This window comes from Pseudothioclava alba (assembly GCF_033100795.1).
GTDB lineage: Bacteria > Pseudomonadota > Alphaproteobacteria > Rhodobacterales > Rhodobacteraceae > Pseudothioclava.
The window spans coordinates 211,852-235,956 of sequence record NZ_JAWLVI010000004.1; the positions used below are offsets into that span (position 1 = coordinate 211,852).

A 24,105-nucleotide genomic window follows, 5' to 3' on the forward strand; every position below is an offset into this window, starting at 1 on the left:
TTTTTTCGGCGTATGCCGCTTCGAATTAGTTGTTCGAAGCAACGATCGCGATGCCTGCCAGCAGCAGAGCCGGGATCAGCAGGCCAGCGTTCGACGACGAAGCGCCTTCAGCAACGATCGGCTCTTCAGCGACGACCGGGGCTTCGTAGCCGCCAGCGAAAGCGGTGGTAGCGGTGAGGCCGAGGGCCAGAGCAACAGTAGCGAGTTTTTTCATAGTAATCTCCGTCATTACTTTTTAAGTGCGGCCTTGTTCGGCAGCATCGCGGTGACACTCGCATAACGTCGCGCAATTGCAAAGAGCGAATCTGAGAGCAACCACTCACCCCGCCACAACTGTTGCAGTTTAGCACGGGTCTATAAATAAAGGCCGATGGGCGCCCCTCCCGCGCCCCCGGCACGAGGCCCGATTCAAACACAGATTGCATCACTGGATGAAAATCTGGGCCACGCCGAACGCTCGATACTTGCCGGAAGGGGCATATCTGCTAGACCCTAACGGAAAGCCCGGCGATCTCGTTTCGGGCAGCAAGAGGATACGTCATGAAGATCGTGATGATTGGCACAGGGTATGTCGGGTTGGTTTCCGGCGTCTGTTTTTCGGATTTCGGCCACGAGGTGATTTGCGTCGATAAAGACCCGCGCAAGATCGAGATGCTCGAGGCGGGAAAAGTGCCGATCTACGAGCCGGGACTTGACGATCTGATGGCGAAAAACGTCGAAGCGGGGCGGCTGAGCTTTACCGGCGATCTGAAAGCGGCAGTGGCCGGTGCGGATGCGATCTTCATCGCCGTCGGCACCCCCACGCGGCGCGGCGATGGCCACGCGGATCTGTCCTACGTCATGGCCGCCGCGCGCGAAATCGGCGAGGCGATGACCGGCTATGCCGTCGTTGTCACGAAATCCACCGTTCCGGTCGGCACCAATCGTCAGGTCAAGCAAGAGATCCGCAAAGTTCGCCCCGATCTTGACTTCGATGTCGCCTCGAACCCCGAATTCCTGCGCGAAGGCGCGGCGATCGACGATTTCATGCGCCCCGACCGTGTTGTCGTCGGCGTCACCTCGGAGCGCGCCGAAGAGGTCATGGGCGAGGTCTACCGCCCCCTTTTCCTGCGCGAATTCCCGATCCTCTACACCGATCTGGAAACCGCCGAGATGATCAAATACGCCGCCAATGCCTTTCTGGCGACCAAGATCACCTTCATCAACGAAATCGCGCGGCTGTGCGAAAAGGTCGGCGCGGATGTGAAGCAGGTCTCGCGCGGAATGGGGCTTGATGGCCGGATCGGCAACAAGTTCCTGCACGCGGGGCCGGGCTATGGCGGGTCTTGCTTCCCGAAAGACACCATCGCGCTGGCGCGGATCGGGCAGGATTATGCCTCTCCGATGGAGATCGTTGAAACCGTGATCCGCGTGAATGACGAGGTCAAGCGACGCATGGTCGATAAGGTGGTCGATCTGTGTGACGGCTCGGTCAACGGCAAGACCATCGCGGTTCTGGGCGTGACCTTCAAACCCAATACCGACGACATGCGCGAGGCGCCCTCACTGACCATCGTGCCTGCGCTGGTCGGCAATGGTGCAAAGGTGCGCGTGGTGGACCCGCAGGGCCAGCGCGAGGGCGAGCATCTGCTGCCGGGCGTGCATTGGGTGGATGATCCCTACAAAGCCGCGCAGAACGCCGATTGCGTGGTGCTGTTGACCGAGTGGAACGAGTTCCGCGGCCTCGACCTGAAGAAACTGGCGAAGAAGATGACAACCCCGCGCATGGCCGACCTGCGCAACATCTACAGCCCGAAAGACGCCAAGCGCACAGGCTTTGAGGGCTACGCCTGCATCGGGCGCAAAGGCATCGGCGCAGCGGACTAAGGGGCTTTGCCCCTTACGCTCCAAGGGGGTTCGATGCCCCCTTGGAGCGTTCGCTCGCTCAGTGCGCGCGCCTCAGAAACAGCGACACCACAAACAGAACCGCCGCCGCCGCGACAATCGACGGCCCTGCGGGCGTGTCGAAATTCAGCGATGCGCCCAGGCCACCAAGGACGGAAACCCCGCCTGCGACAATCGCCCCCACGGCCATCGCCTCGGGGGTGCGCGCCACCTGCCGCGCGGCAGCCGCCGGAATGATCAGCAAGGCCGCAATCAGCAGCGCGCCGACAATCTTGATCGACACCGCCACCGTCAAAGCCAGCGCAAGGGTCAGCGCCAACCGCTCGGCCCTCGGATTGATGCCGGACGCCTGCGCCAACTCCTCGTTCAGCGTTGCTGTCAAAAGCCCCTGCCAGCGCCAGACCAGCAGCCCCGCCACCACCAGCGCGCCTGCCCAGACAATTGCCAGATCGGCACGGCTCACCGCCAGAATGTCGCCGAACAGCCACGCGCTCAGATCGACCCGCAGCCCCGACTGGAGGGACGCCGCCACAAGCCCGAAGGCCAGCGCGGAATGGGCCAGAACGCCAAGCACCGTATCCATCGCATGACCCCGCCCCGACAGGCTTGCCACCGTCAGCGCCATCCCCAAGGCCACGGCCAGCGTCCCCGCATAGACCGAAATCCCGAAGGCAAAACTGAGCGCGATGCCAAAAATCGCCGCATGCGCCGTCGCATCCCCGAAATAGGCCATCCTCCGCCAGACAACGAAGGCGCCCAATGGCCCCGTCGCAAAGGTCAGGCCGATCCCGGCCAGTGCCGCGCGCATCAGATAATCGTCAAACATGGTCGTGCTCGCCTTCATGTTCATGCGTGCAACTTGCGTTGCCCTCGTGGGCGTGGTCGTGCTCGTGCCGATACAGCGCAAACGCGCCCCCCGTCCCCAGCCCGAAGAGCGCACGATACTCGGGTGCTTCGGAAACCACCTGCGGTGTGCCTTCGCAACAGACATGACCGTTCAGACAGATCACCCGATCCGACGTCGCCATCACCACATGCAGATCGTGGCTCACCATCAGAACCGCCGCGCCGGTTTCGCGCCGCAACTCCTCGACCAGCCGGTAAAAGGCCGCCGTGCCGGGTTGGTCCAACCCCTGTGTCGCCTCATCCAGGATCAGCACATGCGGCCGCATCAAGAGCGCCCTCGCCAGCAAAACGCGCTGCAACTGACCGCCGGACAGCCGCGCCAACTGCCGCGGCCCCAGCCCCGCGACGCCCGTCCGCTCCAGCGCGTGTTCGGCCTCAGCATCGCTGACCCGCTTGGGCAGCGACAGAAAGCGGCGCACGGTGATCGGAAGGCTCGCGTCAATATGGAGCTTTTGCGGCACATAGCCGATCCGCAGCCCCGCCCTGCGCGTGACATGCCCCGCAGCGGCAGGTTCCAGCCCGATCAACGCGCGGATCAGCGTCGACTTGCCAGAGCCGTTCGGCCCGACGATCGTCACGATCTCGGCAGGCTCCAGCGCGAAATTCACATGCGACAGAACACGGGTCTCGCCATAGCCCACCGCAAGATCGCGGGTCGAAATCAGGGTGCTCATTCGTTCAGCACCTTTGCGCAGGCGGGGCAAAGGCCAAGCGCCTCGATATTGGCGCGTTCCACGCGGAAACCTGCTACTTCCGCCGCATCATCAAGGGCCGCACGCACTCCTTGCCCTTCAGCCTCGGCCACAGCATTGCAGGCGCGGCAAATCAGGAAAACCGGCGCGTGATCCTCGCCCGGGTGCATACAGGCAGCAAAGGCATTCAAACGGCGCACCTTATGCGCAAGCCCATGATCTACAAGGAATTCCAGCGCCCGGTAAGCCACCGGCGGCTGGCTGCCAAAGCCCCCTTCCGCCAATTTTTCCAGAACCTCGTAGGCGCCCATCGCACGGTGCTCTTCCAGCAAAATCTCCAAGGCGCGTCGCCTGACCGGCGTCAGCCGCGCACCTGCGCGCGTGGCCACCTCTTCGGCGCGCGCCAGCGTGTCGCGCAGGCAGCAACCATGGTCGTGGCGTTCAAAGGCCAATGTTGGATCAGGGGGGCTTTGCATGTTACGTTATCACATTTCGCTTGACGTGTTACGATATAACATACAAAAGTCACCTCCGATGTTCAAGCTGTTCGATGGAGGCTCTTTTGCACCGTATCCCCCTGACCTTGCCGCTTTTGGCGCTCCCCCTCGCGGCACAGGCCGAAGCCCCGCATGTTGTGACAGACCTGCCCGCCGTGCATTCGCTGGTCTCGCAGGTCATGGGTGAATTAGGGGCGCCGGAGCTTCTTCTTGGCGCAGGGGCAAGCGCCCATAGCTATCAGTTGCGCCCGTCACAGGCACGTTCGCTGCAGTCTGCTGATCTGGTCTTCTGGATCGGGCCGGAAATGACCCCGTGGCTGGAGCGGACACTCAATAGCCTTGGCGAAGGCGCCACGCAGGTCGCCCTGATCGACAGAGAGGGAACAACCTTGCGCGAATTTGCCGAGGAAGAGGACGAGCACCACGAAGAGGACGAGCACGATCACGGCACTATCGACCCGCACGCCTGGCTGGACCCGACGAACGCGCAACACTGGCTTGGGGTGATCGCCGGGGCGCTGTCGCAGCAAGACCCCGAAAACCGTCCTACCTATGAGGTCAACGCACAAAAGGCCGCCGCCGCCATTGCCGCGCTGGACGCGCAACTGACCGCCGATCTGGCAATGGCGCAGGATACCCCTTTCATCGTGTTTCACGACGCTTATGGTTATTTCACCAGCCATTTCGGCCTGCAGAACGCCGGATCGGTCGCGCTTGGCGATGCTGCCGCACCGGGGGTCGCGCGGATTTCTGCACTGCGCCAGACGCTTGAGGACAGCGGCGCAGCCTGCGCCTTTCCAGAGGCGCAGCACGACCCCAAGCAGATGGAGCTTCTGATCGAGGGGACATCGGTCCGGCTTGGCGGCGCGCTGGACCCATCGGGGTCGTCACTGGAACCCGGCCCTGCTCTTTATGGCCAATTGCTGGAAAAGATGAGCGAAACCCTGATCGCCTGCCTTTCCGCCCGATAACAAAAAGCCCGCAGACGACTGCGGGCTTTTCATTCATAAGCAGCGCGTTCAGGTGCGGATTTCCACGCCCAGATGCTTGGCCACGGTAAAGATGTCCTTGTCACCGCGCCCGGACAGGTTGACCACGATGATATGGTCTTTCGGCAAGGTCGGCGCGAGCTTCATCACATGGGCCAGCGCGTGCGAGCTTTCAAGCGCAGGGATAATCCCCTCGGTCCGGCAGCAGAACTGGAACGCCTCAAGCGCCTCGGCATCCGTAATAGAGACATATTGCGCGCGGCCCGTGTCATGCAGCCAGCTATGCTCGGGGCCGATACCGGGGTAATCAAGACCCGCCGAGATCGAGTGCCCCTCAAGGATCTGGCCGTCCTCGTCCTGCAACAGATAGGTGCGGTTGCCGTGCAGCACACCGGGGCGACCGCCGGTCAGGCTCGCGCAATGCTGCATCCGGTCATCAACCCCAAGGCCGCCCGCCTCAACGCCAACGATATTCACCGTCGGCTCATCCAGAAACTCGTGGAACAGCCCCATCGCGTTCGAGCCACCCCCGACAGCCGCCACGACGGTATCGGGCAAACGCCCCTCGCCCTCGTGCGTCTCAAGCTGCCAGCGGGTTTCCTTGCCGATGATCGACTGAAAATCGCGCACCATCGCCGGATAGGGCGCGGGGCCAGCGACCGTGCCGATGCAATAAAACGTGTCGCGCACATTGGTTACCCAATCACGCAGCGCGTCGTTCATCGCATCTTTCAGCGTGCCGCGACCCGAGGTTACCGGCACGACCTCGGCCCCCAGAAGCCGCATACGGAAGACGTTGGGCGCCTGACGCTCGACGTCGGTCGCGCCCATGTAGACGATGCATTGAAGGCCGAATTTCGCGCAAACCGTCGCGGTCGCCACGCCATGCTGGCCCGCGCCCGTTTCTGCGATAATCCGGTTCTTGCCCATGCGCCGCGCAAGCAAAATCTGCCCCAGCACGTTGTTGATTTTATGCGCACCAGTGTGATTCAGCTCTTCGCGCTTAAGGTAAACCTTCGCGCCCCCCAGCTCTTCGGTCATGCGCGGCGCGAAATACAAAGGCGACGGACGGCCAACATAGTCGCGCCACAACAGCTCCATCTCGGCCCAGAAACTCGGGTCGGTTTTTGCGTGCTCATACTGCGCCTCAAGTTCGAGGATCAGCGGCATCAGCGTCTCCGACACAAAGCGCCCGCCATGAATGCCAAAACGCCCCTTCTCGTCCGGCGCATTCATAAAGCTGTTGGGAAGATCGTCCATCGTCAGTCCTCGCGCAAATTGTCCCCACCGCAGATAGCGCGATTACAGGGCTTGGTAAAGTTGGGCCAATATCTTCACTGAAAATATCCTTACGCGCAGAAAACGCAGGCATCCGGCTTGCGCGGACAAAATGCACCCATTAGCATATCAAATCACAATAAATACCCGCTCAGGGTGATTTTAACTCAATCCATTTCAGGAGCTTATCCATGCTGCGGCTTGTTTTTCCGTTGATCCTTCTTACGACCGCCTGCTCGCAGATCGCCGTTACAGATTACAACGGAAGCAGCATCCGCATTCAGTCCGGCACCCGCCAAGCCACGCGCGATGTCTATAACGAGGCCGAGCGTATCTGCCGCACGCAGGGGCTACATGCCGAATATGCCTCGACCCGCGGACACGGGAACGCGATGCAATACACCCACCTGTTCATGTGCCTGAACCGTGTCGCGCCGAATGCCGGTTTGCCGGGCGGTCAGGCGGTCCGCGCAGGGTATTTCGACTCGACCCGCAGCATGTGAGATCAGCCAATCGCCGCCGCGACAAAGGCACGGATCAGGGCGGCATCCTTAACGCCCGGCGCGGCTTCGACACCCGACGACACATCGACCTGAGTCGTCCCCGTCAGGCGGATGGCCTCGGCCACGTTTTCGGGCGTCAGCCCCCCCGCCAACATCCACGGCTTTTCCCACTCGCGCCCTGCAATCAGGCGCCAGTCAAAGGACAGACCGTTACCACCGGGCAGATCGGCGTCTTTGGGCGCCTTGGCATCAACAAGGATCTGGTCAGCCACAGCCTCATAGGCAGGCAAACGCTCCAGATCAGCGGCGTCGGCCACGCCGACCGCCTTCATCACGGGCAATCCCGCACGCGCGCGCACTTCGGTCACACGCTCGGGCGTTTCAGCGCCGTGAAGCTGGATCATATCAAGGGGAACGGCCTGCAGGACCGCGTCCAGCTCGGCATCCGTCGGGTTCACCATCAGCGCGACCTTCGCCATGCCGAAAGGCGCCTCGAGGGCCAGCGCACGCGCCTCGTCGATCGTCACATGGCGCGGGCTTTTCGGAAAGAACACAAGGCCGATATAGGCAGCGCCCGCCTCGGCGGCTGCGCGCACATGGGCCGCATCGCGCAGTCCACAGATCTTGATCCGCACCCCTTTGGGGCCGGTGTGATTGACCGCCAGCGTCACCATTTACTTGGCAGAGGCGTCAAGAAGCGCCAGAACGTCGTCCTTCGGACCGGCCTGGGTATTCTTCAGGCGACCGACCTCTTTTTCCAGATATTGCGCGCGGCGGCTGGCTTTGGTCGCGGTCGAGCGGATGCGGAACTCACGCAGCCACTCCCACACGAAGCCGATCAAGAGCCCCAGCAGCACGCCCGCAAAAATCGCGGCAAACAGCGGGACTTGCAACGTCCAGTTCATGCCAAGATGGGCCGCAACCTCTTCTGGGATCACCGACAGAGTCACAATCGCGCGGTTCGCCATCGCAATGGTAATCAACACCACGGCGGTCACACCGAGGAACAACAGACGCAACAGTCGGAACATCTTAGCTCTCGTTTCCGTTCAGGCGATCACGCAGCAGCTTGCCGGTCTTGAAGAAGGGTACATGTTTTTCGTCAACATCAACGGATTCGCCAGTGCGCGGGTTGCGGCCCGTGCGGGCGTCACGCTTCTTGACCGAGAAGGCGCCAAAGCCGCGCAGCTCCACGCGGTCGCCCCGTGCCATCGCATCGACGACCTCGTCAAAAATAGTGTTTACGATTTTCTCGACATCCCGCTGGAACAGGTGCGGGTTTTCTTCCGAAATCTTGGCGATCAGTTCCGATCGGATCATCTTTCATCCCCCCAAGGGCTCCGGCTGGCAGACGCCGGTTAAACGTTATTCCCCTGACTATATGAAAAGTTTTTGCCAGCTCAAAGTGAAAGGCTTTGAAATTCGTAAGAATTTTGGACCGATTTCGCGTCGAACGGGCATTTCCGCCCCGGCTTTCGCGCCGTTTGCGCAACAATCCGCGCAGCGCGGCCTTTTGCTGCAACTGCAAAGACAGCGGATCACGAATCGGCAAAAGAAAGCTCCGCCCCTCTTTCGAGGGACGGAGCCACAAACCTTTTGAAAGGTTCGATTACTTGTCGCCTTTGAGCGCTGCGCCGAGGATGTCGCCGAGCGACGCACCCGAGTCGGACGAGCCATACTGCTCGACAGCTTCTTTCTCTTCAGCGATTTCGCGTGCTTTGATCGAAACGCCGAGCTTACGGGTTTTCGAGTCAACGTTGGTCACGCGGGCGTCAACCTTGTCGCCAACCTGGAAGCGCTCGGGGCGCTGGTCGGCACGGTCACGAGCGAGGTCCGAACGACGGATGAAGGACTTCATGCCGTTGTATTCAACCTCGATGCCGCCGTCTTCGATTGCGGTGACTTCAACAGTCACAACCGAACCACGCTTCACGCCGTCAACAGCATCCGAGAAGGTGTCTGCGTCCAGAGCTTTGATCGAGAGCGAGATACGCTCTTTCTCGACGTCCACTTCGGTGACAACGGCCTTGACCATGTCGCCTTTGCGGTAGTTCTGGATGGCGTCCTCGCCACGCTGTTCCCACGAGAGGTCGGACAGGTGGACCATGCCGTCGATGTCGTTTTCGAGGCCGATGAACAGACCGAATTCGGTGATGTTCTTGACTTCGCCTTCGATCTCGGTGCCGACGGGGTGGGTTTCTGCGAAGACTTCCCACGGGTTACGCTGGGTCTGCTTGAGGCCAAGCGAAACGCGGCGCTTCGTGGTGTCGATCTCGAGGACCATGACGTCCACTTCCTGCGAGGTCGAAACGATCTTGCCGGGGTGCACGTTTTTCTTGGTCCAGGACATTTCGGAGACGTGGACCAGACCTTCGACACCGGCTTCGAGTTCGACGAATGCGCCGTAGTCGGTGATGTTGGTCACGCGGCCTTTGTGGACCGAGCCGAGCGGGAACTTGTTCTCGACGGCATCCCACGGATCCGACTGGAGCTGCTTCATGCCCAGCGAGATGCGGTGGGTGTCTTTGTTGATCTTCACGACCTGGACCTTCACGGTCTCGCCGATCGCAAGGATCTCGGACGGGTGGTTCACACGGCGCCATGCCATGTCGGTGACGTGCAGCAGGCCGTCAACGCCGCCCAGATCAACGAACGCACCGTATTCGGTGATGTTCTTGACCACACCATCGACGACTTCGCCTTCGGCGAGTTTCGCGATGACTTCGGCGCGCTGTTCGGCGCGGCTTTCCTCGAGGATCGCGCGGCGCGAGACAACGATGTTGCCACGGCGACGGTCCATCTTGAGGATCTGGAACGGCTGCTTGAGACCCATGAGCGGGCCAGCGTCACGCACGGGGCGCACGTCGACTTGCGAGCCGGGCAGGAAGGCCACAGCGCCGCCAAGGTCAACCGTGAAGCCGCCTTTGACGCGACCGAAGATGGCGCCGTCGACGCGCTCTTCGCTTGCGTAGGCTTGCTCAAGGCGATCCCAGGCTTCTTCGCGGCGTGCTTTCTCGCGCGAGATTACGGCTTCACCGCGGGCGTTCTCGACGCGGTCGAGGAACACTTCCACTTCGTCGCCAACAGCGATCGAGGGAGCTTCACCCGGGTTTGCGAATTCTTTGAGTTCGACACGGCCTTCCATTTTGTAGCCGACGTCGATGATGGCTTGGCCAGCCTCGATGGCGATGACCTTGCCTTTGACGACCGAACCCTCTTGGGGGGTGTCAATTTCGAAGGCTTCGTTCAGAAGGGCTTCGAATTCTTCCATGGTTGCTTTAGCGCACATGCGTCTGAGTTTCCTTTACATGGGTTTTCTGGCCATGCGGTTGGCTCCGCCGGTCTTTATGTGAATGCGTCCAAAGGGGCCGTGGCAAAGCCAGACCCTCGGGACCGCGCCCGTATAGGCGCGATTCCCCAATTCCACAAGCTTTTATTGGTGTTTCTGACCGGGGCGCGTCAGGCAGGCAGGCGGGCAGTGATTTCGGCGCAGGCCCGCGCGACCGCCTCGTCGATACTCATCTCGGAGGTGTCTATCAAAACAGCATCGGGCGCAGGCTTTAGCGGCGCGTCGGCGCGGTTCATGTCGCGCTCGTCGCGCTCGCGCACCTCGGCCAGCACCTTCGCCTCGTCGCCGCCGACCTCAAGCCAGCGACGATGCGCACGCACCTCGGCGCTGGCGGTGACAAACAACTTCACCTCGGCCTCGGGGCAAATGACGGTGCCAATGTCACGCCCGTCCAGAACCGCGCCGCCCTCTTGGGCTGCAAATTTGCGCTGAAACTCCAGAAGGGCTGCACGCACCTCGGGGATCACGGCGACTTTCGATGCCGCCTGCCCCGCCTCAAGCGAGCGCAAATCGTCGCGCGCCAGATCCGCAGGCGCCAGCGTATTGGCCGCCTCGACCGGATCGCCGCCTTTGACGCCCACCGCCCGATACAGCGCGCCGGTATCAAGATGGGCAAAGCCGAACCTCTCGGCCACCGCGCGACTGATGGTGCCTTTGCCTGCCGCAGCCGGACCGTCGATCGCAACCGTGAATTTCATCATTAGCCCCTTTGGCTGCCGCGCTGGATGTCGGCACTGCCCTGCTCTGCCTGCGGCAAGCCGTCGGTAATGGCGTAATAGTCACCCTTGTCGGCCACATAGATATGCCCGTCCAGCACCAGCCCTGTCGGCTGATCCAGCGTGCCCGCCATGATCGAGATCCCCGGCCCCGGCCCGTCCCAGAACAGGTTGCTGCCGCAGGCACCGCAAAAACCGCGCCGCGCCACTTCCGAGGACTGATACCAGCTCACCGGTCCCTCGATGGTCACGCTTTCCCGCGGGGCCGCGGTGGCCGCCACGAAATGCCCCGAACTGCGACGGCATTGTTCGCAATGGCACGCAATCACCGGACGCATCGGCCCCTCGATGCGGTAGCGCACCGCGCCACACAGGCAATGCCCCGTCACCGTCATCAGGCCGTCCGCTCGATCTGGGCGCCAAGCGCGGCCATCAGGCTTTCGAACACGGGGAACGAGGTCGCAATCGGCGAGCCGTCATCCACCGAGACCGGCTGTTGCGAGGCAAGGCCAAGCACAAGGAAAGACATCGCGATACGGTGGTCGATATGGGTTTTGCAGGTCGCGCCGCCGGGCACATTCCCCGGCCCCATACCATGAACAATCAGCGTGTCCTCGTCTTCCTCGATCGTCACGCCGCAGGCCTCAAGCCCGCGCGCCATCGCGTCGATCCGGTCGGATTCCTTCACGCGCAGCTCGTGCACGCCAGGCATGATCGTCGTGCCGGTCGCATTGGCCGCCACAACCGAAAGCACCGGATATTCGTCAATCTGCGCCGCCGCACGTTCGGCCGGAACGGTAATGCCGTGCAGTTCGGAATAGCGCACGCGCAGGTCGGCGACAGGTTCGCCACCCTCTTCGCGCTCGTTCAGGAACTCGATGTCTGCGCCCATCTCTTTCAGCGTCAGGAACAGCCCGTTGCGGGTCGGGTTTTGCGACACGCCCGGCACCAGAATATCCGACCCCGGCACAAGAAGCGCCGCACAGACCGGAAACGCCGCCGAAGACGGATCGCGCGGAACAGCAACCTTCTGCGCCACCAGTTCGGGCTGGCCCTGAAGCGTGATCTTGTGGCCCTCGGGGGTTTCCTCGACGCTGATCTCGGCGCCAAAGCCGCGCAGCATCCGCTCGGTATGGTCGCGGGTCGGGGTCTTTTCGATCACCACGGTTTGCCCCGGCGCATTCAGCCCCGCCAGCAGCACCGCCGACTTCACCTGCGCCGAGGCCATCGGCGTGGTGTAGCTGACCGGAGCCGCCTCGGCCGCACCGACGATGGTCATCGGGAGCTTGCCGCCCGCGCGCCCGTAAGAGCGCGCCCCGAACAGCCCAATCGGATCGGTCACACGGCCCATCGGGCGCTTGCGCAGGCTCGCGTCACCCGTAAAGGTCGCGGAAATCGGCGAGGTCGCCATGCAGCCCATGATAAGCCGCACGCCCGTGCCAGAGTTACCGCAGTCGATCACCTGCTCGGGCTCTTTGAAGCCGCCGACGCCCACGCCCTCAACCGACCATTCGCCTTCTCCGTGGCGGGTGACGGTGGCGCCGAATGCCTCCATCGCCTTGGCGGTATCCAGAACGTCCTGCCCCTCAAGAAGCCCCGTGATCTCGGTCTTGCCGACTGACAGCGCACCAAGGATCAGTGAGCGGTGCGAGATGGATTTATCCCCCGGCACATTGGCCGTGCCCGAAAGAGGCCCGCCCTTGCGGGACATCATCGGAATAGGATCGCCGTGGCCGGACATGGGTTGCCTCCCTCATAGGTGTTGCTGTCCTGTTAGCGCATGAAAAAAGGGGCGACAATCCTCGCCCCTTCGATCCGCCCTGTTTTTCGCGCCTTAAGGGCGACGATAGGTCAGGTAATGCGGCTTGCGCCCCTCGCGGATCGCCTTTTGCTCATAGCGGGTGGAGATCCAGTCGGCCCAAGGCGTGTCCCAGTCGCCCGAGACCTCGGCGGGGTTTTCGAAATCAAAGGCCGCAGGCACCTCGAACTCGGCCACAAAGCCCGCCTTCGGCACCTCTTCGACGGCCTGACGCACATAATCGGGAATATCGGTCGCGATGCGGAACTCCGAGCCGGATTTCAGCGCGCGGAACAGCGGTTCCAGATGCTCTTGCGTCACGAAACGCCGCCGGTGATGGCGTTTCTTCGGCCACGGATCGGGGTAGTTCAGGAACGCCTTTTCAAGGCTCCCGTCGGGCAGCACATCCATCAGGTCGCGCGCATCGCCCGCATGAACGGCGATATTCTCGATCCCTTCGCGGCGCATCTTGCCCAAAAGCATTGCCACACCGTTCATGAACGGCTCGCAGCCGATCAGGGAGACATCGGGGTAAGTCTGGGCCATATGCGCCAGATGCTCGCCGCCGCCAAAGCCCACCTCAAGCCAGACCGGACGCCCGCCAAACCGCGCTGCCAGATCCAGCGGCACACGGTCGGGGTTATCCTCCCAGAACACATGCCCGGGCGAAAGCGCCTCCAGATCCTCGTTCAGATAGTCTTTCTGCGCGCGGTTCAGCGTCTTGCCGTGGCGACGACCATAGAAGTTGCGCCAGCCACGCTCGGGCGTGGCCTGATCTTCGGTTTCGGGGGTTTCGGGCGTATCTGTCATGGGGCGCGCACCTACTGCGCGTAGGCCAACGGGTCAAGCCTTCACGATCAGCATCAACCCCAGAACCATCGACCCAAGCCCCGCCACCCGCATCATCGTCAGCGGTTTCTGGATCGCACCGAACAGGCCGAACTGGTCAATCGCCGCCGCCGAGATCATCTGCCCCATCAGCACAAAGAACACCGCATTCCCGACCCCGAATTTCGGCGCGACCCATGTGATCGACAGCACATAAAAGCACACCAGAAGCCCCGCGAAAAACAGATGCTTGGGCTGCGCGGGCACATGGCGGAACGCGAGCGGGCCTTGCGTCAGCATCATCGCGACAATCGCGCCCGTCAGCGCGACGCAAAACAACACCACCGCCGCCACCACGGGCGAGCCGATCCGCGCGCCCAGTTGGGCATTCAGCGCGGCCAGCACCGGAATCCCGATCCCCGCCGCCAGCATGATCGCCCCATATCTCAGCGTATCCCCCATCGCGCCCTCCTGCGGCATCCTGGTTTTTCCCGATACCGGCATCGTGCAGCCCCGTTCCGAAGTCAACGGGGCTGAACGGGCTATCCCTCAAGACCTTACGTCCCATCTGCCCCCGTTTTGGCGCGAAACAACCTGTGGCTTATGCCACCTCAACCAAAACCGTTTCCTTTTCCGGCGCCAAACGCTAGCATGAACGCGATGAACCGGAGCCCCGCCTCGATTATGACAACGGCCCTGATGGTCGTGATACTTGCGCTGACCAGCCTGACAATGGCGGTTGCGCGGGGGCATACCTATGTCGCGGGCGAAGTGGTCATCTGCACCGGTTACGGGGTGACGACGATCTCGGTCGACGAGAATGGCGACCCTACTGGTCCGGTTCAACTCTGTCCCGACATGGTGCTGGCAATGATGTCGGCGCTCGACACGCCCGCCCCGAGCGTCTCGCGTCCCGAAGGCTCGACCGAGGTGATCGCGCTTGCCGCCATCGTCTCCGCCCACGGCCTTACCGCCCCTGCCCCCCGCGCCCGCGCGCCCCCTTTTCTCGGCTGATCCCTTCGTCCCACCGAATTCATCAGTCAGAGAGAACCAGATGACCTTTACCCAATCGCTCCTGTGCGCAGGCGCAATTGCTTTTGCCCTGCCTGCATGGGCCGAAATCTCCGTATCCGATGCCTATGCGCGGGTTTCGACCGCCATGTCCACCTCGGGGGCCGCCTTTCTGGCGATCCACAATTCCGGCCCCGAGGAGGACCGGCTGATCGACGTGAAATCCGCAATCGCCGCGCGGACCGAGCTGCACACCCACAAAGCCGACGCCAATGGCATGATGCAGATGCTTCACGTCCCCGAGGGGTTCCCGATCCCGGCGGGCGGACTGCATTTGCTGGAACGCGGCGGCGACCATGTGATGTTCATGGGGCTGCAGCAGCGCCTCGCGCATGGCGATACGGTTCACCTGACGCTGGTCTTCGAGAAAGCGGGCGAAATCGAGATTGATGTTCCCGTTGATCTGGAGCGCGGCACCGTCTCGGTGACTGGCGCGCAGATGCAGACGATGCAGGGCGCCCCCGAGGGGATGGCCCCGCAGCACCAACATCAGAACTAATCCCTCGACAGGCGCGGCAGGCCGGTTCCCGACGGAGCTGCCGCGTAAGATCAGGGTTCGTCCCCGCCCGGCCTACGTGCCCTCGCAGGGTGTGGCGGGGATGGTTCCCAGAAAAAACTCCCCTCCCCGGACAGGGACGCATTTTCAGTCCCGCCCTTATGCAGAGATCGGTGTCTGCCGTGCCGCGCGGGTATGACGGCCAATCCGATCCGCGCGCCAAGCTGCGCTTTCAGCACGCCGGAAACCTCGGGATTGCAGCGCCCCTGCGCGCTGTGCAAACTTGGGGCATTATCAATAGGATTACTTACCCCATACGCATTGTGCTTGCGCTTGCTTACCCCTTCTTTGAGGCTCCGCGTCACCTGCCCGAGAATATCTTCGGGTTTTACTCACATGAGGATTTCACCGTCGGACCACGCTCGAACTGGGACAAGCCCGACCATTTTCGCGCCGCTCTCGCAGAGTATTGGCCCAAAATCGACGGCATTATTGACTACTATTATATCTGGGGCCAGTTCGCCCCAGATGTTTCCTTCGAAGACCTCATCAAGGACACTAAGGCAGGTATAGAGCGTCCGCATCAGTAAGCCTGACTTTGCAAAAACGCATCTGCCCCGAGCCTTCGATCTCGACGGGGGCAGGGGTGAGGCAGGCCATCTGTTCCAGCTCATGCCTCAGGATTTCATCTCCGACAGGGTCGCCGAGTATGCTGCTTTCAGTCATCGCCTCGCCTATAGGGGGCCATGGAAAGCCAATCCGATCGGGTGGCGTCAAGCAGGCGGTGTTGCAGCTCGGTCAGGCCGGTCTCGGGGTTCGGGAAACGTCCGGCCAGCCGCGTGAAAATCCGCGCTGTCGTGTCATCCTGCTTTGAAATTTCACTATGCGCGGGAAGCTTGGACGGCCAGCCACAGAGCGCATGCGTTCTCCATGTCTTCGGCGGTGATCGGTTCGGCCGGAAATTCGCGCTTGGGATCGTCACATAGAAGTGTCTTGCAGATACCTTTGCCGCGTTCCTTTTTCAGATCGTCAAAGCGACACAGGCGAATGCGTTCGTGACTGATGCCCATACGGTGCAGATCGGCAAGCGTATACCAAAGGCAGGCCTGCGCGCGGGGGGAGGGATCGGCCCATAGCTCGATCTGGTCTGCCTGTGGCAACAGATCTTCGGCTTACCTATGCTGGCGAGACCCTGAAAGAGCGGCTTTTCAGCAGGTAAGGAAAAGGGGGGCGCCCGTCCCAGTCAACGGATTAAAGCGCGGCGTGCGAATGCGAAACGCTCGACGAAACCCCGACAGGACAAATAGCCACCAGACAGGGCTTCAGGTGCGGCGCAGCGCGGCCAGCATATCCTGCGCGGCCGCTGCGGGGGCCGAGTGACCCTCGGCGACCGCGTTGCCCAGTTCGACCATCCGCGCGCGGATTTCAGGATCAGAGTGGAGCCGCGCCAGAAGTCCCTCGCGCACCTCGGCCTCGAACCAGTGGCGCGCCTGTTCCGCACGCAGGCGGGCAAAATGCCCGTTCTCACGCCGCCAGTCGGCCAGTGCGGTCATCTCGTCCCACGCTTTTTGCAACCCGTTTTCCTCAAGCGCGGAAACGGCCAGCGCTTTGGGGAAACCCTCGGGGTCTTGCTGACGCTTGCGCAAGAGCCGCAGCGCGCCTGCGTAATCCGAAACTGTGCGCATCGCTGCGGGTTTCAGGTCGCCATCCGCCTTGTTCACAAGGATCATATCGGCCATTTCCATGATCCCGCGCTTGACGCCTTGCAGCTCATCCCCGCCCGCAGGCGCCATGAGCAGAATGAACAGATCGGTCATTTCAGCGACCAGCGTTTCCGACTGGCCGACCCCCACGGTCTCGATCAGCACCACGTCAAAACCCGCCGCCTCGCACAGCGACACCGCCTCGCGCGTGCGCCGCGCCACGCCACCAAGCTGCGCCTGACTGGGCGAGGGGCGGATAAAGGCGTTCGGGTCGCGCGAGAGGCGTTCCATCCGCGTTTTATCCCCCAGAATAGACCCGCCCGAGCGCGCCGAAGACGGGTCGACCGCCAGCACCGCCACCTTCAGCCCCTGCGCTGTCAGCAGCATCCCGAAGCTCTCGATGAAGGTAGATTTGCCGACCCCCGGCGTCCCCGACAGACCGATCCGCAGCGCCTGCCGGCCCGCGCCCGCCAGTTCCTCCAGCAAAGCCGTCGCCTGAGCCCGATGGTCTGCCCGCCCCGATTCCACCAGCGTGATGGCCCGCGCCAGCGACCGGCGATCTCCGGCCAGAATTTTGGTCGCCATATCGGGGGGAAGCTGTGCGGTCATCTGGGCCTCGGACGTTGCAATTCCATCTGCCTCTGACAAAACCGTCAGAGAATGTGAACGGGTTTGGGTTTCTTGCCCTCTCCGCGCGGTGTATGTCCAGAGTGGATGCGTTTTTCTTCAGGAGCCTCCCGCCCGTGACCAGTTCTTTCGCCCGACTATCCCGCCCGCTTCTGGCCCTTGTGCTGGCTTGCGCCCTGACGCCCGCAAGCGCCGAAACCATCGACGACAAGATCGAGTTCGATGTTGTGCTCAAGGGGATTCCCGCTGGACGCCTTGCGATCAACGGCAGCCGCAACGAGACGCACTATTCCGCCGCGGGAGTTCTGGAAACGACGGGCCTCGCCGCGATGCTGCGCAAGGTGCGCTATACCGCGCGGGTGAACGGCGCGATCTCGAACGGGTTTGTGCCCGCACAGTACACCGAGACGGCCGACACCCCCTCGCGCAATACCGTGTTCAACATGACCTACGCCAATGGCACGCCGGTCAAGGTAAAGCGCACCCCGCCCCGCCCCCCGAAGGCGCGCGATGTCGCCCCCGCGACGCAGGGCGGCACGCTTGATCCGCTCAGCGCGCTCTATCTCGTATTGCGCGATGTCGATGCGGGTGCGGCCTGCAATTTCTCGACCTTTATGTTCGATGGCGCGCGGCGCACACGGGTATCTATCGGCCCGCCCGAACCTGACGGAGAAGGCGTGACCTGCGCGGGCGAGTATCAGCGCCTGGACGGGTTCTCGAAAAAGGACATCGCCAAGAAACGCCGCATGGCCTTTACCCTGACCTACCGCCCGACCAAGGACGGTCGCCTGCAAGTCACCCGCGTTGCGACCGACACAATCTATGGCCAAGGGCGGCTGGAACGGCGATAAGGCCGGTGTGAGTGACCAAACGACTCTTCCCATTGACGAGGCTCTGCCGGGGCTGATCTCTGCGCTTCGTGCGCGGGGAGTGGCGGTGCTTATGGCGCCGCCCGGCGCGGGGAAAACCACGCGCGTTCCTTTGGCCCTGCTCCCCGAGGTGACGGGCAAGATCGTCATGCTGGAACCGCGCCGCCTCGCTGCCCGCGCCGCCGCCGAGCGGATGGCGGAAACCTTGGGCGAACCCGTCGGCCAGACCGTCGGCTACCGTATTCGCGGCGAGGCGAAAGTATCAGGCGTCACGCGGATCGAGGTCGTGACCGAAGGCATACTGACCCGTATCCTGCAATCCGACCCCGAGCTTTCGGGCATCGGCTGCGTGATTTTCGACGAGTTTCACGAACGCAGCCTGAATGCCGATCTTGGCCTTGCGCTGACATGGGAGGTGCGCGGCGCGCTGCGTGACGATCTGAAACTGGTCGTCATGTCGGCCACGCTGGACGCCGAACCCGTCGCGGTGCTTCTGGATGATGCGCCGGTTGTGGTTTCCGAGGGCCGCGCCTTCCCCGTCGAGACCCGCTGGCTGGACCGTCCCAGTGACCGCTCGATGCGGTTCGAGGGTGCACTTGCCGGGCTGGTCGAACAGGCGGTTGCCGAAACCGAGGGTGGCGTTCTGGTGTTCCTGCCGGGCGAGGGCGAAATCCGCCGCGTCGAGGCATTGCTCAAACCCTGCCTGCCCGCAGGCGTCGCGCTGCGCCCCCTCTTTGGCGCGATGGAGTTTGCCGCCCAACGCGCGGCGATCACCCCTGCCGCAAGCGGGCGCAAGGTGGTTCTGGCTACCTCGATTGCCGAAACCTCACTGACCATTCAGGACATCCGCACCGTCGTAGATGGCGGGCGCGCGCGGCGCCTGCGGTTCGATCCGGCGTCGGGCATGGCGCGCCTTGTGACCGAGCGCGTCAGCCGCGCCGAGGCCGAGCAACGCCGCGGCCGCGCGGGCCGTGTCAGCGAAGGGGTGTGCTACCGCCTTTGGGCCAAGGGCGAAGAAGGCGCCCTGCCCGCCTTCGCGCCGCCCGAGATTCAGGTTGCCGATCTGGCTGGGCTGGCGCTTGATCTGGCGCTTTGGGGCACGGACGGGGCAGACCTTACCTTCCTGACGCCACCGCCCGCCGCCGCAATGGCCGAGGCCCGCGCCCTTCTGACCGAGCTTGGCGCGCTAAAGGTCAGCCGCATAACCGACCACGGGCGGGCGCTCGCGCGCCTGCCGTTGCACCCGCGCCTTGGCCATATGCTGCTGACCGCCGGCCCCGATGCCGCCCCCCTTGCCGCGCTGCTGGCGGAACGCGACCTGCTTAAGGGCGCACCGGTCGATCTGTCTCTGCGCCTTGAGGCCTATCACGATCCGAAGCGGTTCGAGGCCGCGCACCCCTGGCCAATCCATCGCGGCACGCTTGAACGCGCGCGGCAAGAGGCCAAACGCCTTGCCCGCATGACAACCGTCCCCGCGCAGCGCTATTCCCCCGCCGAGATGGCAGCCCTTGCCTATCCCGACCGCATCGGCCTGCGCCGCACGGGCGATGCGCCGCGTTATGTGCTGTCGGGCGGCAAAGGGGCTGTCGCGCCAGAGGGCGACGCGCTTGGCACCTGCCGCCTGATCGTCGCAACCGACCTTGATGGCGACCCGCGCGAAACCCGCATCCGGCAAGGGATACGAATTTCCGAAGCCGAAGTCCGCGCTCTTTTTGCTGATCAGATCGGGTGGCAAAACATCTGCGACTGGTCAAAACGCGAGGGCCGCGTCATCGCCCGCACGCAGGAACGGTTCGGCGCGCTGGTGCTGGCCGACCGCCACTGGAAAGATGCCCCACCCGAGGCGCTGGCATTGGGCGCGCTTGAGGGGCTGCGCCAGATCGGGTTGGGGCTGACGCCCGCCGCGCGCCGCTTTCAGGCCCGCGTGGCGCTCTTGCGCGCGCAGGGTGGCGATTTCCCCGACCTCTCGGACGCAGCGCTTCTGGAGCAGGGCGAGGCGCTGCTTTGCCCCTATCTGCGCGGCAAACGCACCGAAGGCGATCTGCGCAATCTTGATCTGACCGATGCGCTTCGCGGCGCGCTGACCTGGGAGCAATTGCAAGAGCTGGACCGCCTTGCCCCCGCGCATTTCACCACGCCACTGGGGCGCAAGGTGCCCATCGACTACGGCGCAGAAACCCCCTCGATCGAGCTACGCCTGCAAGAGCTGTTCGGCGTTACGGTTCATCCGACCGTCGGTCCCGAACGCCTGCCGCTGCGCATCACGCTGCTGTCGCCGGGGCAAAAGCCGATACAGGTGACGATGGACCTGCCGGGCTTTTGGGAGGGCAGCTACGCCGATGTCCGCAAGGATATGCGCGGGCGCTATCCGCGCCACCCCTGGCCCGAAGACCCGCGCGAGGCCGATCCGACACTGCGCGCCAAACCCCGCGGAACCTGAACGGGCGCACGCGCCCGACGCAAGGCGGGGGTTCGATGCCCCCGGCTTGCGTGCCCGGCTTCAAGAGGTCTGCGCGATCACCCAGTCCCGATACGCCGCGTTCACCATCACCTCATCGGCGGCAATCAGCGGCACCTCATAGGGGTGCAAACGGGCGACCTCGGCCATCACAGCCTCGCGCAGATCAACCCGCGTTTTCAGCCAAAGCTGCGTCTCGTCCGAGACCTCACGCGCGCCCCGCCAGACATAATGCGATTCAAACACCGACCCGATATTCGCACAAGCCACCAACCGCGCCTCCAGCAACCCCGCCGCAATCGCGCGGGCCTCCTCGGGGGTGGCGGTGTAGGTGAGCAGGCGGAGGATGGTCATTCTTTATACTAAGTCCCGAATTTCTCTATTCTTCTTTATATCAAGAGAGATGGGGTCATCTCCGATGATAAAGCCTCGGCCTCTTAAAAGCTCCAATGAATCGTGAAATGTTGCAACATTCTGGCAAAAATGGTTCTTTAAGGTGTCTACTTTAATGTTCTTTTTTCCCCATCGACCTTGGCGATTTAAAGTAGATAGAATACGTCTAGCCCCCACATCCATCGACATCCGCGCGGAAAGCCCGATGATTGCGTTTTCCATTTCCTCAAGCGCGTTACTGTGATGTTCAATACCAAAATAATGACTGTGCGTATGCTTAACCGAAGAGATGTCGGAAGAGCCGATCATAACAACTTCGTACTTGTCTTCTTCCAAGTATTGCGACTCATACTTCTGATACGCCTCGACAGCCTCATCGGCATGACGTTTGACCACATCCCAGAGGCAAAAGTTTCCGTCCCTCCAATCAAAAACAAGAATCCAATTATTAAATTCACTTTCGGAGCCTTTCTCAACCTCTGTTAATGTCTTGATGATATTCTCATTAACATAGCTAGAAAGCACACCTCGCCTTGTTGACTGGCCGATTATAGCTTCTGCAAGCTCTCGGTGACGCTGTAGTTCAATTTCTTTTTCGGAAGTTATGCGTCGATCTTGCTCAATAAAGTGCAGCGCATCAGAGAATAACTTAAAATAGTGAAGAACTTCTGCGTCACCTTCCTGTTCTTTTAAGCGCTTCCCATAAATGACGGATGTGCGTTCAATGCTTTCCGACCAGTAGTGCTGAAGGCGGCTGCGGATTTGAAGCTCCATCATCCGCCCCTCATGCTTCAAAATAAAGTGGAACGCTCTATACCCAGAGTCGTCTCTGCCCCAGTCTCGATAATCTGTTTCACGGACAATTTCATACGCGGAATTACAAGAGATTGTTTCGAGCAGATAAGAAATTAGTTTGTTTGCATCTTCATTTGTCTCGACAACAATACGGCAGCCACCAATGTCCTGAAGCTGAGACAAGCGAACACTAAATCGACGGAGTTTACGCAGTATTTGCGGGCGTCTCTTTAAACGCTGTGCGATATAGTATTGTTGGCCATAATTTTGGAGCCAACTTTGAATATCTAATGTGAGTTTAGTAAGCGGTTCCAAATGCGCTTTACGAAAATCTTCAAAAATATAGTCAAGTTCGAGCGAGAGTTCATCATACACCCGCCCTTTATCACTCAACACTTTTCCGGCTTTATCAATTTTTGACTTCGAGATCATGTTGCCCAATCTTTTAATCACCATCTGATCTGCAAGACGTGCAAGAAACAATAACCTCCGCACATCACTGTGCGGAGGCTACAACTCTAAGCTGCGCGGGTAAATGGGTTACCGCGAGAACTTCTTGTATTTCACCCGCTTGGGCTCGACCGCATCGGGGCCGAGGCGACGGATTTTGTCTTCTTCGTAGGCCTCGAAGTTGCCCTCGAAGAACTCGACATGCGCGTCGCCCTCGAAGGCGAGGATGTGGGTGCACAGGCGGTCAAGGAAGAAGCGGTCGTGCGAGATGATGATCGCGTTGCCCGCGAAATCCTCGATCGCCGCTTCCAGCGCCTGCAGGGTTTCCACGTCAAGGTCGTTGGTCGGTTCGTCCAGAAGCAGCACGTTGCCGCCCTCTTTCAGCAGCTTGGCCATGTGGACGCGGTTGCGCTCACCACCCGACAAAAGGCCCACTTTCTTCTGCTGGTCGCCGCCCTTGAAGTTGAACGCGCCGCAATAGGCCCGGCTGTTGATCGAGGCGTCACCCAGAACGATCTGTTCGGCCCCGCCCGAGATTTCCTCCCAGACGGTTTTATTCGCATCCAGCGCGTCGCGCGACTGGTCGACATAGGCCAGCTTCACCGTATCGCCCAGTTCGACCGTGCCGGTATCGGGCTTTTCCTGACCGGTAATCATGCGGAACAGCGTCGATTTACCGGCGCCGTTCGGGCCGATCACACCGACAATCGCACCCGGCGGGATCGAGAGCGACAGGTTCTCGATCAACTGCTTGTCACCGTAGTGCTTGGACAGGCCTTCGACCTCGATCACCTTACCACCCAGACGCGGGCCGTTCGGGATGATGATCTGGGCGCGGCCAACGCGCTCGCGTTCGGACTGGTCAGCCATCTTTTCATAGGCCGAGATACGCGCCTTGGATTTCGCCTGACGGGCCTTGGCACCGGCGCGGATCCATTCGAGTTCTTTCTCAAGGACCTTCTGCTTGGCCTTATCCTCGCGGGCCTCCTGCTCCATCCGCTTGGCTTTCTGCTCCAGCCACGCCGAATAGTTGCCCTCGTAGGGAATGCCCCGGCCGCGGTCGAGTTCAAGAATCCAGCCGGTGATGTCGTCAAGGAAGTAACGGTCGTGGGTCACGCACAGGATCGTGCCCTTATACTCGATCAGGTGCTTTTGCAGCCAGGCGATGGTTTCCGCGTCAAGGTGGTTGGTCGGTTCGTCGAGAAGCAGCATGTCGGGCGCCTCAAGCAGCAGCTTGCACAGCGCGACACGGCGGCGCTCACCGCCCGAGAGGGTGGCGACATTGGCATCGTCCGGCGGGCAGCGCAGAGCCTCCATCGCAACGTCGATCTGGCTGTCAAGATCCCAAAGGTTCTCGGCGTCGATCTCGTCTTGCAGGCGCGCCATCTCGTCGGCGGTCTCGTCCGAGTAGTTCATCGCCAATTCGTTATAGCGATCCAGCTTGGCCTGCTTGCCCGCAACCCCCAGCATCACGTTGCCGCGCACATCAAGGCTTTCGTCAAGCTGCGGCTCTTGCGATAGGTAGCCCACCTTCGCATCCTTCGCGGCCCATGCCTCGCCGGTGAAATCCTTATCCACGCCCGCCATGATCCGCAGAAGCGTCGATTTACCCGCGCCGTTGACACCAACGACACCGATCTTCACGCCGGGCAAGAAGGACAGACGGATATTTTCAAAGCATTTCTTACCGCCCGGATAGGTCTTGGAGACGCCATCCATGTGGTAGACATATTGATACGAGGCCATAGGGCACCTTTCGCGCAAAGACTTTCTGGGTTTGGGGCTAGATACGGGAAAGCGGCG

At 61.8% G+C, this 24,105-nt stretch carries 28 protein-coding genes; 9 read left to right on the top strand and 19 right to left on the bottom strand.

Annotated elements, in window-relative coordinates:
* Positions 1-25: 25 nt before the first annotated feature.
* On the bottom strand, positions 26-214 hold the full coding sequence (locus RYZ20_RS11085) for a hypothetical protein (protein WP_317673432.1): 189 nt from the start codon (positions 212-214) through the stop codon (positions 26-28).
* A 326-nt stretch (positions 215-540) separates the two neighbouring features.
* Between RYZ20_RS11085 and RYZ20_RS11090 the strand changes: the two genes are divergently transcribed.
* Positions 541-1,866 carry a UDP-glucose dehydrogenase family protein gene (locus tag RYZ20_RS11090; RefSeq protein WP_317673433.1) on the top strand — a complete coding sequence of 442 codons (1,326 nt, stop codon included), beginning with the start codon at positions 541-543 and terminating at the stop codon, positions 1,864-1,866.
* A 58-nt stretch (positions 1,867-1,924) separates the two neighbouring features.
* Here RYZ20_RS11090 and RYZ20_RS11095 read toward each other — a convergent pair whose 3' ends face one another.
* The 3 genes from RYZ20_RS11095 to RYZ20_RS11105 are packed head-to-tail and all read right to left on the bottom strand — an operon-like array spanning position 1,925 to position 3,958.
* The gene (locus RYZ20_RS11095; RefSeq protein WP_317673434.1) at positions 1,925-2,710 is read right to left on the bottom strand and encodes an iron chelate uptake ABC transporter family permease subunit; all 786 of its coding nucleotides are present in this window, start codon (positions 2,708-2,710) and stop codon (positions 1,925-1,927) included.
* On the bottom strand, positions 2,703-3,464 hold the full coding sequence (locus tag RYZ20_RS11100) for a metal ABC transporter ATP-binding protein (RefSeq protein ID WP_317673435.1): 762 nt from the start codon (positions 3,462-3,464) through the stop codon (positions 2,703-2,705). Before RYZ20_RS11100 ends, RYZ20_RS11095 begins: the two co-directional genes overlap by 8 nt.
* Positions 3,461-3,958: a Fur family transcriptional regulator gene (locus tag RYZ20_RS11105; protein ID WP_317673436.1), complete on the bottom strand. Its 498-nt coding sequence runs from the start codon at positions 3,956-3,958 to the stop codon at positions 3,461-3,463. Before RYZ20_RS11105 ends, RYZ20_RS11100 begins: the two co-directional genes overlap by 4 nt.
* A gap of 86 nt (positions 3,959-4,044) precedes the next feature.
* On the opposite strand from RYZ20_RS11105, the gene RYZ20_RS11110 reads away from it, so the two are divergent.
* Complete coding sequence (locus RYZ20_RS11110) at positions 4,045-4,950, top strand: zinc ABC transporter substrate-binding protein (RefSeq protein ID WP_317673437.1); 906 nt, start codon at positions 4,045-4,047, stop codon at positions 4,948-4,950.
* A gap of 48 nt (positions 4,951-4,998) precedes the next feature.
* Here RYZ20_RS11110 and trpB read toward each other — a convergent pair whose 3' ends face one another.
* Complete coding sequence (gene trpB / locus RYZ20_RS11115) at positions 4,999-6,228, bottom strand: tryptophan synthase subunit beta (RefSeq protein WP_317673438.1); 1,230 nt, start codon at positions 6,226-6,228, stop codon at positions 4,999-5,001.
* A 209-nt stretch (positions 6,229-6,437) separates the two neighbouring features.
* Here trpB and RYZ20_RS11120 point away from each other — a divergent pair, with 209 nt between their 5' ends.
* Positions 6,438-6,749 carry a hypothetical protein gene (locus tag RYZ20_RS11120; protein WP_317673439.1) on the top strand — a complete coding sequence of 104 codons (312 nt, stop codon included), beginning with the start codon at positions 6,438-6,440 and terminating at the stop codon, positions 6,747-6,749.
* 2 nt (positions 6,750-6,751) lie between these two features.
* Here RYZ20_RS11120 and RYZ20_RS11125 read toward each other — a convergent pair whose 3' ends face one another.
* The 3 genes from RYZ20_RS11125 to ihfB are packed head-to-tail and all read right to left on the bottom strand — an operon-like array spanning position 6,752 to position 8,069.
* Complete coding sequence (locus RYZ20_RS11125) at positions 6,752-7,423, bottom strand: phosphoribosylanthranilate isomerase (RefSeq protein WP_317673441.1); 672 nt, start codon at positions 7,421-7,423, stop codon at positions 6,752-6,754.
* Positions 7,424-7,780, bottom strand: coding sequence for a LapA family protein (locus RYZ20_RS11130; protein ID WP_317673443.1), 357 nt, complete (start codon positions 7,778-7,780; stop codon positions 7,424-7,426).
* Between the two features lies 1 nt (position 7,781).
* Positions 7,782-8,069 carry an integration host factor subunit beta gene (gene ihfB / locus RYZ20_RS11135; protein WP_317673445.1) on the bottom strand — a complete coding sequence of 96 codons (288 nt, stop codon included), beginning with the start codon at positions 8,067-8,069 and terminating at the stop codon, positions 7,782-7,784.
* Here ihfB and RYZ20_RS11140 point away from each other — a divergent pair.
* Positions 8,044-8,349 carry a hypothetical protein gene (locus RYZ20_RS11140; protein WP_317673447.1) on the top strand — a complete coding sequence of 102 codons (306 nt, stop codon included), beginning with the start codon at positions 8,044-8,046 and terminating at the stop codon, positions 8,347-8,349. The two genes, ihfB and RYZ20_RS11140, sit on opposite strands and share 26 nt — an antisense overlap.
* Positions 8,350-8,358: 9 nt before the next feature.
* Here RYZ20_RS11140 and rpsA read toward each other — a convergent pair whose 3' ends face one another.
* The 6 genes from rpsA to RYZ20_RS11170 form a co-directional block, all read right to left on the bottom strand.
* On the bottom strand, positions 8,359-10,038 hold the full coding sequence (gene rpsA, locus RYZ20_RS11145; protein ID WP_317673449.1) for a 30S ribosomal protein S1: 1,680 nt from the start codon (positions 10,036-10,038) through the stop codon (positions 8,359-8,361).
* A gap of 170 nt (positions 10,039-10,208) precedes the next feature.
* On the bottom strand, positions 10,209-10,796 hold the full coding sequence (locus RYZ20_RS11150; RefSeq protein ID WP_317673451.1) for a (d)CMP kinase: 588 nt from the start codon (positions 10,794-10,796) through the stop codon (positions 10,209-10,211).
* A gap of 2 nt (positions 10,797-10,798) precedes the next feature.
* The gene (locus RYZ20_RS11155) at positions 10,799-11,209 is read right to left on the bottom strand and encodes a GFA family protein (RefSeq protein ID WP_317673453.1); all 411 of its coding nucleotides are present in this window, start codon (positions 11,207-11,209) and stop codon (positions 10,799-10,801) included.
* Positions 11,209-12,555 carry a 3-phosphoshikimate 1-carboxyvinyltransferase gene (gene aroA / locus RYZ20_RS11160; protein ID WP_317673455.1) on the bottom strand — a complete coding sequence of 449 codons (1,347 nt, stop codon included), beginning with the start codon at positions 12,553-12,555 and terminating at the stop codon, positions 11,209-11,211. Before aroA ends, RYZ20_RS11155 begins: the two co-directional genes overlap by 1 nt.
* 93 nt (positions 12,556-12,648) lie before the next feature.
* On the bottom strand, positions 12,649-13,422 hold the full coding sequence (trmB, locus tag RYZ20_RS11165) for a tRNA (guanine(46)-N(7))-methyltransferase TrmB (protein ID WP_317673457.1): 774 nt from the start codon (positions 13,420-13,422) through the stop codon (positions 12,649-12,651).
* A 33-nt stretch (positions 13,423-13,455) separates the two neighbouring features.
* The gene (locus RYZ20_RS11170) at positions 13,456-13,920 is read right to left on the bottom strand and encodes a DMT family transporter (protein WP_317673459.1); all 465 of its coding nucleotides are present in this window, start codon (positions 13,918-13,920) and stop codon (positions 13,456-13,458) included.
* A gap of 180 nt (positions 13,921-14,100) precedes the next feature.
* Here RYZ20_RS11170 and RYZ20_RS11175 point away from each other — a divergent pair, with 180 nt between their 5' ends.
* From RYZ20_RS11175 to RYZ20_RS11185, 3 genes are all read left to right on the top strand, one after another.
* The gene (locus RYZ20_RS11175) at positions 14,101-14,454 is read left to right on the top strand and encodes a hypothetical protein (protein ID WP_317673461.1); all 354 of its coding nucleotides are present in this window, start codon (positions 14,101-14,103) and stop codon (positions 14,452-14,454) included.
* A 40-nt stretch (positions 14,455-14,494) separates the two neighbouring features.
* Positions 14,495-15,010 (top strand): copper chaperone PCu(A)C, encoded by a 516-nt coding sequence (locus RYZ20_RS11180; RefSeq protein ID WP_317673463.1) that lies wholly within the window; start codon positions 14,495-14,497, stop codon positions 15,008-15,010.
* A 158-nt stretch (positions 15,011-15,168) separates the two neighbouring features.
* Positions 15,169-15,597 (top strand): hypothetical protein, encoded by a 429-nt coding sequence (locus RYZ20_RS11185; protein ID WP_317673464.1) that lies wholly within the window; start codon positions 15,169-15,171, stop codon positions 15,595-15,597.
* 291 nt (positions 15,598-15,888) lie between these two features.
* On the opposite strand, the gene RYZ20_RS11190 is transcribed toward RYZ20_RS11185, so the two are convergent.
* Complete coding sequence (locus RYZ20_RS11190; protein WP_317673466.1) at positions 15,889-16,167, bottom strand: hypothetical protein; 279 nt, start codon at positions 16,165-16,167, stop codon at positions 15,889-15,891.
* Between the two features lie 162 nt (positions 16,168-16,329).
* Positions 16,330-17,319, bottom strand: a complete 990-nt coding sequence (gene meaB, locus RYZ20_RS11195) for a methylmalonyl Co-A mutase-associated GTPase MeaB (RefSeq protein ID WP_317673468.1) — start codon at positions 17,317-17,319, stop codon at positions 16,330-16,332.
* 134 nt (positions 17,320-17,453) lie between these two features.
* On the opposite strand from meaB, the gene RYZ20_RS11200 reads away from it, so the two are divergent.
* Complete coding sequence (locus tag RYZ20_RS11200) at positions 17,454-18,188, top strand: DUF3108 domain-containing protein (protein ID WP_317673470.1); 735 nt, start codon at positions 17,454-17,456, stop codon at positions 18,186-18,188.
* Entirely contained in the window at positions 18,160-20,646 is a 2,487-nt protein-coding gene (gene hrpB, locus RYZ20_RS11205) for an ATP-dependent helicase HrpB (RefSeq protein ID WP_317673472.1), read from the top strand. Before RYZ20_RS11200 ends, hrpB begins: the two co-directional genes overlap by 29 nt.
* Before the next feature lie 60 nt (positions 20,647-20,706).
* Here hrpB and cutA read toward each other — a convergent pair whose 3' ends face one another.
* From cutA to ettA, 3 genes are all read right to left on the bottom strand, one after another.
* Positions 20,707-21,018, bottom strand: coding sequence for a divalent-cation tolerance protein CutA (cutA, locus tag RYZ20_RS11210; protein WP_317673474.1), 312 nt, complete (start codon positions 21,016-21,018; stop codon positions 20,707-20,709).
* 3 nt (positions 21,019-21,021) lie between these two features.
* The gene (locus tag RYZ20_RS11215) at positions 21,022-22,284 is read right to left on the bottom strand and encodes a RelA/SpoT domain-containing protein (RefSeq protein WP_317673476.1); all 1,263 of its coding nucleotides are present in this window, start codon (positions 22,282-22,284) and stop codon (positions 21,022-21,024) included.
* 108 nt (positions 22,285-22,392) lie between these two features.
* On the bottom strand, positions 22,393-24,048 hold the full coding sequence (ettA, locus tag RYZ20_RS11220) for an energy-dependent translational throttle protein EttA (protein ID WP_317673478.1): 1,656 nt from the start codon (positions 24,046-24,048) through the stop codon (positions 22,393-22,395).
* Positions 24,049-24,105 lie beyond the last annotated feature (57 nt).

Bases quoted from the DNA above. Each gene is read 5' to 3' on its own strand.
- RYZ20_RS11120 (WP_317673439.1), top strand. From the start codon at position 6,438: ATGCTGCGGCTTGTTTTTCCGTTGATCCTTCTTACGACCGCCTGCTCG.
- aroA (WP_317673455.1), bottom strand. From the start codon at position 12,555: ATGTCCGGCCACGGCGATCCTATTCCGATGATGTCCCGCAAGGGCGGG.
- ihfB (WP_317673445.1), bottom strand. From the start codon at position 8,069: ATGATCCGATCGGAACTGATCGCCAAGATTTCGGAAGAAAACCCGCAC.
- meaB (WP_317673468.1), bottom strand. From the start codon at position 17,319: ATGACCGCACAGCTTCCCCCCGATATGGCGACCAAAATTCTGGCCGGA.
- RYZ20_RS11150 (WP_317673451.1), bottom strand. From the start codon at position 10,796: ATGAAATTCACGGTTGCGATCGACGGTCCGGCTGCGGCAGGCAAAGGC.
- RYZ20_RS11095 (WP_317673434.1), bottom strand. From the start codon at position 2,710: ATGTTTGACGATTATCTGATGCGCGCGGCACTGGCCGGGATCGGCCTG.
- RYZ20_RS11100 (WP_317673435.1), bottom strand. From the start codon at position 3,464: ATGAGCACCCTGATTTCGACCCGCGATCTTGCGGTGGGCTATGGCGAG.
- RYZ20_RS11170 (WP_317673459.1), bottom strand. From the start codon at position 13,920: ATGCCGCAGGAGGGCGCGATGGGGGATACGCTGAGATATGGGGCGATC.
- RYZ20_RS11185 (WP_317673464.1), top strand. From the start codon at position 15,169: ATGCAGAGATCGGTGTCTGCCGTGCCGCGCGGGTATGACGGCCAATCC.
- RYZ20_RS11130 (WP_317673443.1), bottom strand. From the start codon at position 7,780: ATGTTCCGACTGTTGCGTCTGTTGTTCCTCGGTGTGACCGCCGTGGTG.
- RYZ20_RS11105 (WP_317673436.1), bottom strand. From the start codon at position 3,958: ATGCAAAGCCCCCCTGATCCAACATTGGCCTTTGAACGCCACGACCAT.
- RYZ20_RS11175 (WP_317673461.1), top strand. From the start codon at position 14,101: ATGAACCGGAGCCCCGCCTCGATTATGACAACGGCCCTGATGGTCGTG.
- RYZ20_RS11215 (WP_317673476.1), bottom strand. From the start codon at position 22,284: ATGATCTCGAAGTCAAAAATTGATAAAGCCGGAAAAGTGTTGAGTGAT.
- rpsA (WP_317673449.1), bottom strand. From the start codon at position 10,038: ATGTGCGCTAAAGCAACCATGGAAGAATTCGAAGCCCTTCTGAACGAA.
- RYZ20_RS11125 (WP_317673441.1), bottom strand. From the start codon at position 7,423: ATGGTGACGCTGGCGGTCAATCACACCGGCCCCAAAGGGGTGCGGATC.
- ettA (WP_317673478.1), bottom strand. From the start codon at position 24,048: ATGGCCTCGTATCAATATGTCTACCACATGGATGGCGTCTCCAAGACC.
- RYZ20_RS11180 (WP_317673463.1), top strand. From the start codon at position 14,495: ATGACCTTTACCCAATCGCTCCTGTGCGCAGGCGCAATTGCTTTTGCC.
- RYZ20_RS11155 (WP_317673453.1), bottom strand. From the start codon at position 11,209: ATGACGGTGACGGGGCATTGCCTGTGTGGCGCGGTGCGCTACCGCATC.
- cutA (WP_317673474.1), bottom strand. From the start codon at position 21,018: ATGACCATCCTCCGCCTGCTCACCTACACCGCCACCCCCGAGGAGGCC.
- trmB (WP_317673457.1), bottom strand. From the start codon at position 13,422: ATGACAGATACGCCCGAAACCCCCGAAACCGAAGATCAGGCCACGCCC.
- trpB (WP_317673438.1), bottom strand. From the start codon at position 6,228: ATGGACGATCTTCCCAACAGCTTTATGAATGCGCCGGACGAGAAGGGG.
- RYZ20_RS11085 (WP_317673432.1), bottom strand. From the start codon at position 214: ATGAAAAAACTCGCTACTGTTGCTCTGGCCCTCGGCCTCACCGCTACC.
- RYZ20_RS11090 (WP_317673433.1), top strand. From the start codon at position 541: ATGAAGATCGTGATGATTGGCACAGGGTATGTCGGGTTGGTTTCCGGC.
- hrpB (WP_317673472.1), top strand. From the start codon at position 18,160: ATGGCCAAGGGCGGCTGGAACGGCGATAAGGCCGGTGTGAGTGACCAA.